Annotated in this window: 13 protein-coding genes; 8 read left to right on the top strand and 5 right to left on the bottom strand. The window is 47.3% G+C overall.

What is annotated here, in order from left to right; genetic code table 11:
• Positions 1-229: 229 nt before the first annotated feature.
• From DEV76_RS12170 to DEV76_RS12160, 3 genes are all read right to left on the bottom strand, one after another.
• On the bottom strand, positions 230-1570 hold the full coding sequence (locus DEV76_RS12170; protein WP_109698168.1) for a toll/interleukin-1 receptor domain-containing protein: 1341 nt from the start codon (positions 1568-1570) through the stop codon (positions 230-232).
• A 175-nt stretch (positions 1571-1745) separates the two neighbouring features.
• Entirely contained in the window at positions 1746-2435 is a 690-nt protein-coding gene (locus tag DEV76_RS12165) for a hypothetical protein (protein ID WP_109698167.1), read from the bottom strand.
• Positions 2436-2465: 30 nt separating this feature from the next.
• Positions 2466-3251 carry an SPFH domain-containing protein gene (locus DEV76_RS12160; RefSeq protein ID WP_157962857.1) on the bottom strand — a complete coding sequence of 262 codons (786 nt, stop codon included), beginning with the start codon at positions 3249-3251 and terminating at the stop codon, positions 2466-2468.
• A gap of 111 nt (positions 3252-3362) precedes the next feature.
• On the opposite strand from DEV76_RS12160, the gene DEV76_RS12155 reads away from it, so the two are divergent.
• The gene (locus tag DEV76_RS12155; RefSeq protein WP_109698165.1) at positions 3363-3887 is read left to right on the top strand and encodes an NADPH-dependent FMN reductase; all 525 of its coding nucleotides are present in this window, start codon (positions 3363-3365) and stop codon (positions 3885-3887) included.
• Between the two features lie 3 nt (positions 3888-3890).
• Here DEV76_RS12155 and DEV76_RS12150 read toward each other — a convergent pair whose 3' ends face one another.
• Positions 3891-4985 carry a serine hydrolase domain-containing protein gene (locus tag DEV76_RS12150; protein WP_109698164.1) on the bottom strand — a complete coding sequence of 365 codons (1095 nt, stop codon included), beginning with the start codon at positions 4983-4985 and terminating at the stop codon, positions 3891-3893.
• Positions 4986-5215: 230 nt separating this feature from the next.
• Here DEV76_RS12150 and DEV76_RS12145 point away from each other — a divergent pair, with 230 nt between their 5' ends.
• The 3 genes from DEV76_RS12145 to DEV76_RS12135 all read left to right on the top strand — a co-directional run bounded on the left by DEV76_RS12145 (position 5216) and on the right by DEV76_RS12135 (position 6775).
• Complete coding sequence (locus tag DEV76_RS12145) at positions 5216-5485, top strand: RNA recognition motif domain-containing protein (protein ID WP_109698163.1); 270 nt, start codon at positions 5216-5218, stop codon at positions 5483-5485.
• Between the two features lie 104 nt (positions 5486-5589).
• On the top strand, positions 5590-6033 hold the full coding sequence (locus DEV76_RS12140; protein WP_109698162.1) for a cold-shock protein: 444 nt from the start codon (positions 5590-5592) through the stop codon (positions 6031-6033).
• A gap of 175 nt (positions 6034-6208) precedes the next feature.
• Positions 6209-6775 (top strand): dihydrofolate reductase family protein, encoded by a 567-nt coding sequence (locus DEV76_RS12135; protein WP_109698161.1) that lies wholly within the window; start codon positions 6209-6211, stop codon positions 6773-6775.
• On the opposite strand, the gene DEV76_RS12130 is transcribed toward DEV76_RS12135, so the two are convergent.
• Complete coding sequence (locus tag DEV76_RS12130) at positions 6760-7530, bottom strand: Fic family protein (RefSeq protein WP_198652048.1); 771 nt, start codon at positions 7528-7530, stop codon at positions 6760-6762. The genes DEV76_RS12135 and DEV76_RS12130 overlap by 16 nt on opposite strands.
• Before the next feature lie 222 nt (positions 7531-7752).
• Between DEV76_RS12130 and DEV76_RS12125 the strand changes: the two genes are divergently transcribed.
• From DEV76_RS12125 to DEV76_RS12110, 4 genes are read left to right on the top strand one after another with little or no spacing between them, the layout of a single operon-like run.
• Positions 7753-8346 (top strand): RNA polymerase sigma factor, encoded by a 594-nt coding sequence (locus DEV76_RS12125; protein ID WP_198652047.1) that lies wholly within the window; start codon positions 7753-7755, stop codon positions 8344-8346.
• On the top strand, positions 8343-8801 hold the full coding sequence (locus DEV76_RS12120) for an anti-sigma factor family protein (protein ID WP_109698159.1): 459 nt from the start codon (positions 8343-8345) through the stop codon (positions 8799-8801). The genes DEV76_RS12125 and DEV76_RS12120 overlap by 4 nt, the downstream gene beginning before the upstream one ends.
• Positions 8802-8830: 29 nt before the next feature.
• The gene (locus DEV76_RS12115) at positions 8831-9253 is read left to right on the top strand and encodes a hypothetical protein (protein ID WP_157962856.1); all 423 of its coding nucleotides are present in this window, start codon (positions 8831-8833) and stop codon (positions 9251-9253) included.
• Positions 9253-10911, top strand: a complete 1659-nt coding sequence (locus DEV76_RS12110) for a serine hydrolase (protein WP_109698157.1) — start codon at positions 9253-9255, stop codon at positions 10909-10911. The genes DEV76_RS12115 and DEV76_RS12110 overlap by 1 nt, the downstream gene beginning before the upstream one ends.
• Positions 10912-10944: the final 33 nt, after the last annotated feature.

The raw sequence follows: 10944 nt of genomic DNA, 5'->3' as shown, positions 1-10944 counted from the left end.
TTCGGGAGGACACCTTTACAGACTTTTGAAGAAACACTACCTTTAGCCAAAGAAAAACAGCTGGACGATATACCGCCAGCTGCCTAATATTTTAACCCGACTGTCAGGGCAAATCGGAACTATTACATATTAGATCATCTGGAATATTTAGTAAGTATTATTGAAAAATTAGATGTGGCAGCAATTCAAAAGCATACTTTAGCAACCGCATGAAAAAAATGACTTAGAATTACAATTTCTCTTTGCTACTATAGTAATGTGAAACTATATCAATTTCTAATAGTCGTTTGACAATTTTTTTAGGGTCTGTTACAATACTAATTTTTCTTAAAGTCTCTTCTACTAAATCGGTTAAACTCAATAGTAAGTCTTTGCTTAACGTGAACTGATTTCGTTCACAACTTCTTAATGCCCATAAAAATGAGTTTGAGTAGTAACCGATTTTAGATGAAGCCCATATATGATCAGATAAAATACCTTCAATTAGTAAATTTCGATAATTATTGGGTAACCAGTTGGCATTTTCACTTAATAACCAAATTAACCCCTCAAATACATTCAAATTTGAACGAGAATATGCCGTATTATGTGCAGTAAAGTACCACCTTCCCAATTCCCTTTTTGTATAATTACCAAACTCCGGGTGCCTAAATGCAATAATGTCTGCACATAATGCTTTCTTGCTATCAACGGTCTCATGATCGCCATAACTAAAAATAATATTCGATTTTTTACTACTTGAATTCATAAGCTCATCGAATACATCTTCAAAGCCAGAATCAAAACCAGGAATTGTAATCTGAGGGACATATAAGGCTAATGTCTCTGCATTTTGCCTCGAGCATTCGTATAAGCCAGGCCATCGCCTTATGTATTCGTGAACCTTTTCTGGATGAGTTATTGGTGAGATATTTAATTCTTCACCTTCAAATGACCAGTCTATTTGCAAGCACGTTGATGCAATATTTAATCCTCTTTGACGACCTCGCTCATCATCAGGATACGGCAATGGAAAAATCCAGCGCTTACCAGCATTTATATCAGGAAACTTTAAAAACTCCTTATATTCTATAAGATCAAACCACCATTCATCCGATATTGGAGGTGGATTTAAATTATAACTCAATAGAAAATCACGAGCTACAATTAAAGGGCTTTCATTTGGTTTGACTTTATTTGTTATTTCACGAATTACCGAATTGATCCCATTTGCGGAATTTGCAGCTCTTTTATCTGCCAATGAAGGAGAAAACATCAAAACATCACTTACTTCAACTCTATGCCAAATAGGGAGAATCAGATTTTTGTTCTCTATCATTTCTCTTGCAGTAAGACCACTTAATTCACGCTTAGCCCATGGTTTTCTAAAGAAACTAGGGCTTAGAACAACAATTCCGAAATGTGAATTAGCAAGCCCTTCATCAATTTTCTGAGATAAACTATCGCCTATGGATAGTGAAAATTCATCGTACCAAACAATTATATTTTGTTGCGATAACTTTTCAGCTAGCGGTCTTACAAAATCATCTTTATCTTCACTAGCATGGCAAATAAAAACATCATACTTCATTACAAGATCAGAATTAATTAGAGTGCTGTTAATAATGGATTCAAAGCAAGGTGACTTTATTAAATAAATGTTTCACTATATGGGATTAAACATTTAGTTAGAATTCCGCCACTTCAAAACCTTACAAGCTTTTACAAGAGAGGATTTTTAATTAAAACCTAGAATTACTGCGTAATCACCCCAACCCCTTCACCAACACCGTCCAACACGCAACAGTCAATACTACACAGGATACAATCATCCACATCCCCAACTTCCGCGTCTTCTCAGTAAAGGCATGAACCCGCTTCCCATCAGGCAGGGTCTTCTTTGTTACCATCACGAATCCACCGATAAAGAAGCCCAGGAAGGAGAATGCCCAAGCAAATGGTAGGAATAAGGAGGTAAAAATAAGCAGGGGAGAACCATACCCAATAAGCAGCCAAATCAGCGGCAACTCCTGCGGTTGGGAAAGCGCTTCAATGCGGGTGGTGCCCAGCTGCTCCAACTGCTCCGGCGTGTAGGAGATACCCCGCTTTTCGAGGAGCTTCAGGGCAAGGAGGTAATCATAATCACCCCATTCATCTTTTTTGATGATCACCTCTTTCAGCTCTTCCGTAGTGAAGGATAGCAGGTAATAATCAGGCTCCACATCATCGGCAGATACAGATATCTGGCTTTTCAGCAGGGCATCGGCTTTAGGGAAGTCGGTGGAAGCAATCTTCACCAGGTGCCGCTGGTCGAAGTTCTGTCCGGAATACATCTTATCCATCAGGATCACCTCTTCTTCATACTCCACAGGAATTTGATGCTTCTCCAGCAGGGAGATAGTTTCCGCGGCCTGCTCTGCGGTGTGGTACCTTTTAAAGGCAAGGAATTGTGACATAGGTAGGGGATAGGGTAGTGAAAATAAGTGCTATTGAACTGTTTTAAACATCACAGGCGAGTTGCCATACAACGGCGTTTTCCCGTCCCATTTCTCGATGAACTGTTGCTGAATCAGCAACGGGGTGAGCGACTGCTGCCTAAGCTGGTTAGCTTTGGCTTCCGACTCTGCCAGTACAATCAGTTTGCGGGCGTTAGCCTCCGCTACGCGAAGCTCGTTCTCCACCTGCATGGCCTGCTGCACGGCGCGGTTCTTGGCGTCTATGGCCTGGGTGATGCTCTCGGGGTACTGGATGCCGGAGGTCAGCTGCTCCAGGTGGAAGCCTTCCTTGGTGAGTTCGCTAGAAAGCTGGGCCTGCACGGCGTTCTCAAAACCTTTCCGGTTAGATATCATGCTGTCTGTAGTGAATTCATTGAATTGTATACGGAAGGCATCGCGCACGTAGTTGTAGAGCGTGGTGGAAGTGATCTCTTTGATGCCTTTGCGGTATTTCTGGAAAATCGCGGGGGAATGACCGGCAATCACTTTATACGTGATGGTTGGGTCTACGGTAAATACCGACCCGTCTTTGGCGTTCACGGTGAAAGGCTCGTAGTCTGCCGTTTGTACGAACACCGGGAACTCGTGCACCTCTTCCGTAAAGGGATTGAAGAACACGCGGCCTGTTACAAGGGAAACATCCTGCACGCCTTTATCGCTGCCATACATCTGTACTTTTACGCCTTCGTGCCCGGCATCAATACGGGTACAGGAGGTATAGAAGAAAATAACAAGGACGAAAAGGGCAATGCCCGTCCAAAGTAGAGCTTTGTTCATACGGAATGTGGGTTTGAATTTATTCGGTACAGGTTTCATAGGGGAAAGATAACTAATTGCCCGTAATCCTCCTTAATTGGGATACATTTGTACCCTCATAAATCACCCCTGATGCCCGTTAATATCCTCGCCATCTCCGGAAGCACCCGGCTACAATCCACCAATCACACGCTGATCCATATCATTGCGGAACTTTATGCCGGAACGGTAAACATCACCCACTTCGAAGGATTGTCAACCCTCCCGCATTTCAACCCGGACCTGGATAATAACACGCCGCCCCCTGCAGTAACGGCCTTCTGGGAGCAGCTGCGCGCGGCAGACGCGGTGCTCATCTGCACCCCTGAATATGCCATGGGCGTTCCCGGCAGCCTGAAAAACGCGCTCGACTGGCTGGTGTCGTCCATGGAACTGTCTAAAAAGCCGGTGGCTCTCATCACTGCCTCGTCTATGGGCGAGCAGGCGCATGCCTCCCTCACGGGTACGCTGCTGGTGATAGAAGCCAACCTGCCGGAAGCCTCCCGGCTGCTGATCTCTTTTGTGAAAGCGAAGGTGAAAGATGGTAAGATTACGGATGAAAGCACGCTGCAGCAGGTGAAGTCCGTCATGGCATCGCTGCTGTATTGCATATCCTGATCCTTACCGGGCATCCTTGAACAACATCTCCTCAAAAATATTGGTGAGCGCGTATTGGTCCACACTCCCGAAGTTCGTGAGCAGAATGATCATGTACTTCCTACCGGGATAGTATTCATTCATGGCATGCCAGCCGGAGCTATCCCCCGGGTGACCAATGCTGTGATACCCCTTCTTCACACTGGTGATCCAGGTATATCCGAAGTAAGTGTTTTCCCATTGGGTGGTATGCCGGCCGGTCATCTGCCGCAGGAGGTCGTTACCCGTCAGCTCCCCGGAAAATACAGCTTTGTTGAACCTGTACAGGTCGGTTACACTGCTCCAGGCGCCTCCGGCAGATAAGGGGATAGATCCCTGATCGTAGTTGTACGCCAGCGGTGTGTAGCCTGTTGGAGTTTTACGGTAGCCGATGGCGAATTGTCTTTGCGTGGAATCCAGCTGCCAGTAGGGGGTGAAGCTGGTATGTTGAAGGTTCAGTTTGTCAATGAAAGCGGATTGGATATAACCGGGGAAGGGCTTCCCGGTGATCTTTTCAATGATAGCGCCCAGCACAATACAATCGCCCGTGGAATAAGCGCAGCTGTCGCCCGGAGGGTAGGCAAGGGGCAACTGGCGGAGGAAGGGCAGCATATCGGTGCAATTGCGGATGTTTTTGTAACTGAACCCGGGTGCTTTGAAGAAATCGTCTACTCCAGAGGAATGGGTCAGGAGCTGGTGGATGGTGATGCGCTGGCCGCCGGGGAAGTCTTTTATATACATCCCCACCGTATCGGAAAGCTGCAGTTTCCCTTGCCGGGCAAGCAGGGTAATTGCCGTACCGGTGAATACTTTAGACGCGGAAGAGAGGGAGAAACGGGTATCAGGGGTGTTTTTCACCTTACGCTCCCTGTCTGCCCAGCCATAGCCTTTAGACAATAGGATGCCTGAGCTGTCGGCAATAAGGATGGCACCGGAGAACTGGTCTTTGGCAGTTTGGGCGGTCAGGATACTGTCAATCGCAGCAATTTGTTGGTGTTGGGCGTAAGAGGGAAGGGTGCTCAGGGTAAGAAGCACGATGCCTGTGGCCATGAAACGTGGGATGAGCGCAGATAGTACCATTTATGGGGATATGAATAAATATAACGAATCCCACACATGAATACAACTGGTAAGGTGCTTTCAGGGGCAAAGTTCAAGATAAGGCCGGTAATGTCGTTAATTAGTTGTATCTTTACCCAATTGCAACAGGCCACTGCCTCAGCTACTTCTGAATTAGTCCGGATAACTCCTCTTCTTCCTCAGTCTACGCTTTTCCAGCTGCCGAATAACCCTCATTAAAATTATTAATTATGAACATTTACGTCGGCAATTTGAGTAGCCAGACTACCGAACAAGAAATCAGCAAGGTTTTCGCCTCTTATGGTGAAGTGCGTTCCGTTAAGGTGATTATTGATGCCTACACAGGCCGTTCCAAAGGTTTCGCCTTTGTTGAAATGCCCGAAACTGACAATGCTGAAAAAGCCATCAGGGAACTGAACAACACCAACCTCGATGCTAAATACATCACTGTAAACGAGGCTAGGCCTAAAGTAGAGCGCAACCGCTACTCAGGCTACTAAGACTGATATCGACAGGTTTTCTGCAGGGAATAACCACCATGCAGAAACCTTCTCAAATAAAGTTTCTTTATCGCAATAATGCGGCATCACTAAAACAGTACAAAATGGGTGAAACTTTTTCAAAAAAGGAAAAGAATAACAAAAAAGCGAAAGCGAAATTAGACAAGGCCGAGAAAAGAGAGTACCGGAAGACCAACAACGACAAAGGCAAAAGCCTTGAAGAAATGCTGGCTTTCGTAGACGAGAACGGAAACCTCACGCCCTTTGCTCCAAAAGCAGGCACTGAAAGCATTCCGTTACACGAGCTGGCTGCCATGGCTAAAGTAAAGCAACGGCCGCCGGAAGAAACCACAAGAACCGGATTTGTTTCTTTCTTTAATTCCACCAAGGGATTCGGATTTATTACTGACGACACCAACTCAAGGGAAAGTATCTTCTTTCACACCAACCAGTTGCTGCAGCCTGTAAAAGAAAAAGACAGGGTATCATTTACCCGGGAAAGAACGCCGCGTGGTTTCAACGCGCTCAACGTTAAAAGAATCGATTAACAGTTACTCCGTAACGTTTAATATATTGAACACCTGCTATTACTGCAGGTGTTTTTTATTGTACCTGCCCGCCCGGCCTCCGTCGCCAAATGCCTCCTTATTGTCGTATATCCCCCTAAACGGTGCCGTTCTTCCAGCCTAACTTTGTTTAAACACCCGCTAAAAAACTACCGTTATGCGAAAACTCAAGTTACAGATGCAAATGACCATCGATGGCTTCGTAGCCGGACCGGAAGGCCAGCTCGACTGGATGTGGCTATCCGGAGATCTGGACCCAACAGGTTTACAGAAAGTGATCGATCTGGCAGATAGCTGCGACACCCTGCTGATGGGCCGCGGAATGTCCCGCGGATTTATTGACTACTGGGAAAAGGTAGTAGATACCCAGCCCGACTGCAAAGAATACCCCCTGGCCACACGCATGGTAGACCTCCACAAGATCGTTTTCAGCCATTCGCAGAAGGACATTAAAGGAAGGAACTCCCAAATGGAGAACGGAGATCTGGCTACTGTGGTAAAAGCACTGAAGGAAACACCCGGTAAAGACATCATGGTTTACGGCGGCGCCAAATTCGCCAGCTCCCTCATCAGCCTGAACCTGGTAGATGAATTCTACTTCTTCAGGAACCCGGTAGCCATCGGGAAAGGCATGCCCATCTTCAGCGCACAAAAACCCATGAAACTCGCAGGCACCACGGAATATAAAAGCGGGAAGATTCTGGAGCATTACCTGCCGGGCTGAGCCCCATCACCCATTACTGCAGCGGTTAACATGCGGGTAAACGGACCAGCTTTGGAATAATCCAATGTTTCATATTCCAGCCCCAATGCCCGTATGTTATCGTAATATGCACGGTGATGTTCGTAGTAGTACTTTTCTGACTGAACGAACCATGCTTTTTCGCCCAGCTTTACTGCGAGGAACCATTTCTCCAGCAAACGGGCACTCCGGCCATTACCATCTGCCCACGGGTGAATCTTTACGAATACCAGGTGAATCATGCTGGCAAAGAAGAACGTTTCAGTGATGGACAGCTGCGCTGCCTGTAAGGTGGTAATATCTGCATACAACTTTTCCATTTCTGTCACCACAGAGAAAGGGGAGGCGGCAACATACTCTATGCGGCCATCTGCAGTAGTAACATACATGTTTTGATTCCGGAACTTCCCTTGTGTGGAAGCGGGAAGAATATGGCGGGTTAACAGTTTGTGCGCATCAACCAGGGTTGCCCGGTCAAATGGAGCATCCTTAATGAATTGGTAAGTGGCATAGAGATCATCGATCTTACGGGTATAATCAGGTTGGAATTTTACACCAAAGCGTTTGTGCTTGATGTAGGAATCCAGCTCAATATCTGCACCTTCAATCTTACTGGAATATACTGATGCTACAGATGTATAGAAACTGAAACCTGCATTTGATATTTCAGCATCTACCAATGCATTAAATGCTTCAGACAAAGCCTGCTCGTCTGTAGATGCCTTAAATGCGGTCAATAAATCTGTAGGTATTATCTGTAATTCCATTGCTTGCTGATAATCAATAGTCGAAAGCAGTCTGAGGCCAAAACAAAAAACACAATATTCTTAAAACATTGATTTGCAAAGCCATAACTACTATGAGCAAATATACTGAATGCCCGGGATTGTAGCCATTTTACTCCCCTCAGGGCCGGAATAAATTTCTATCTTACTTCCTGCAACCGTTTCCCTTACCATGTGTCTATTTACCTCGTGAACCATCAATACCATAACTGGTCCGACAGGGAAGTGGCCGACCGTGTGCTCGAGGGCGAACGGGAAGCCTTCAGCATCATCGTGGAACGGACGGAAAAGCTCGTCATACACATCATCAGTGGCATGGTACCCCTCCGGGAAGACCGGCAGGATATCGCTCAGGACGTGTACCTGAAAGCATTCCGCAGCCTTTCCGGATTCCGGTACGAGGCAAAGCTCTCCACCTGGATAGCCCGGATCACTTACAACACCTGCGTTAACCACCTGCGCAAAAAGCGCCTGCCGCTGATAGCCCCGGCTACCATCGAAGCGGCCGATATCCCGGAGGCTGCCGGTGACCCTCTTACCTTACTATCAGCACGGCAACTTACTTTCATTTTACAGCAGGCCATAACCAGACTCTCACCTTTGTATAACACCCTTATCACCCTGTACCACCAGGCCAATATGAGCATTACTGAAATCGCCCAAATCACCGATCTGCCGGAAGGCACCGTTAAAAGCTATCTCTACAGGGCACGAAAGCTTATGCAGCAACATCTTACCAAACATTACCAAAACAAAGAAGCTTTATGAACATACATCCCACCGATACGGAGTTACAGGATTACGCATTGCAGCCACCGGGTGCAGAACATGCGCATATCGATGGCTGCCCGCAATGTATGGAACTGGTGCAGCAATACCGCCAGCTCTTTAACATCCTCAGCGAACCCATTCCGGAACCTCCTTTCCATGTGGCCGATGCCGTAATGGCTAAGCTACCGCGGAAGCGGCCTTCTGCTACTGTTTTTGCCATACAGTGGACCGTTGCAGGCATACTGCTAATCGCAGCCATTAGCATCCCGTTGTTCCTGGGTACACCCGGCATATTTAACAGGGTAGTTCTCATGGAAGGAGCGGCAATGGCTTTACTGGTGATTGGAGCAGTTGTACTGGGATTATTCCTGTCAGCGATTCAGATAAATGGATACCGGAAAATGATACGGCAGATAAAAAGCAGTCAAACTTTGCAACCGGATCAGGGTTGACTTGTCAGTTATTATTACAAACAGTAAATATGAAGCATACGTACATACTATTTGCAGGGATAACACTTCCTCACTTCGCAATGGCACAGGGAAACCAGGGGCCTTACATCAACATGGAAGTCATCCATATTTGCGCTTCCATTGGCTTTGCGGCGCTGGTGCTGGGTTTTATTCTGGCATTCTCCCGCCAGTTGCTGGAATACAGGATTAAAAACAAACTAACCGATAGCGGTCTTCCCGAACCTGTTATTACCAGCCTGTTAAGCCAGGATGCACATTCCGGTAAATTCAATATTGCCAAATGGGCCGTCATTTTCGCGGGCCTTGCATTGGCATGTACCATCATTTACTATACGATGCCGCTGGGTATGCATTCGCTGGCCATCCTTTCCGGTTGCCTGTCTGCCAGCTTCGGGGCATACTTCCTCATCCTGCATAAGTTCAAACAGTAATGATGATCCACATCCCATCGGCTGGAAAGGCATTGCAAACCATTGTGTTGTTTGTATGCCTCATATCCGGAACACGGCCTGTATTCTCCCAACAGCCATCCATCCCGGCAGGCGATCTGTCCGCGCAACTGGATCAATACATGAAGGCCTGCCATACCACCGGACTTTTCAACGGATCTGTCCTGATATCAGTGGAAGGGAAAACCTTACTGGCAAAGGGCTATGGCTATAGCAATATTACCTCCGGAGCGCTGAACACCGCAGCCACGAAGTATCCCATCTATTCCATCACCAAATCCATGACAGCGGTATTGGTCATGCAACTGATAGAAAAGAAACTACTCACGCCTGACGACCGCCTTTCCCGGTTCTATCCCTCGCTTCCCGCCGCGGATTCAATTACTATAGGGCATTTGCTATCCCATACTTCGGGAATATACCCCTACAACAATGATTACTCCATGCCAACGCAGTCGGAGGAAGAAATGATACGCTTTCTTTCTGGCCGCAGGCCGGGGTTCAGGTCGGGGAGCCAATGGCAATATAGTAATACAGGCTATTACCTGCTGGGCTTTATTATAGAAAAACTAACCGGATTGCCTTATGATAAAGCACTGGATGCCGGTATATTCCGGCCGCTGAAGATGAAGGAAAGCGGGCTGGATTTCCGTGAGTTAAAGTCTGCCAACAAAGCCACAGGCTACCGGCTGCTGTACCCCGGCTTGGGTAAAGAAGCCCGGTTATATCCGCAGGAGGAACTGCGGTCGTCGGGAGGAGTGTGGAGTACAGTGGGGGATCTCCTTAAGTTTCATGAAGGAATGCAGGCGTACCGCATTATTTCTGAGGCAGGCACAAGGGTAGCTTATAGTGTAAATCACAATTCATACGGATATGGCTGGTTCATAGAAACGGTTAACGGCAAGCAGGTCGTAAGCCACAGCGGCGGTGCTGCCGGATTCCGGAGCCTGCTGGTACGTATGCCGGAAAGCAATACCTGCATTGTGCTGCTCGCCAATGCAGAGAATTTCGATCTCCCGGTGATAAAGGAGGGGATTATGCAGCTGCTTTCCGGAAAGAGTATTCCAATGCCCGCCAATGAAAAGGTAGATGCAGATAGATTACAGGCTATTGCAGGCACCTACCAGCTGGAGCCAGACCGCTGGCTGTATATCTCCCGTGTGCAGCAGCGCCTCGTGGCACAAATCTCCGGTCAGCAGCCCGTACTCCTGATGGCCGGTTCCAGCGGGCGTTTCCATGTTGCCGGTACAGATGCTTACCTGGAATTCACGGGTGAAAAAGCTGGTGTTTACGACACTGTATTGCTGAATCGCAAAGGCCGCAGGCATGTGGGCATCAAAACCAATGCGGGCTGGGGTATTGCAGGAAGCGCATTGCCGGGAGGATGGTCCGGACCGGATGTACCCATGCTGCCGGTTAACGGGAAACATAGCAGTTGGACAGCCTCGAACATACAGCTGCAGGACGGCGTGATAAAGTTCCGTTTCAACAACGACTGGACCATCAATTACGGCGCTGCTCCCGGCGGGAAAGGACTGGAAGAGAACGGAGCCGATATTCAGGTCATAGCAGGCAGGTATACGATCACGCTGGATCTGGAAGCAGGCGAATCCCCCATTTTCCGGATGCAAAAGGAATAACTCCGCTGCTGTTTAAACACAGTACCATGGCTT

The sequence above is a fragment of the Chitinophaga deserti genome, from assembly GCF_003149455.1.
Classification (GTDB): Bacteria; Bacteroidota; Bacteroidia; order Chitinophagales; family Chitinophagaceae; genus Chitinophaga; species Chitinophaga deserti.
The sequence above is the reverse complement of the archived record's forward strand: the minus strand, read 5'-3'. Positions and strand labels throughout refer to the sequence as shown.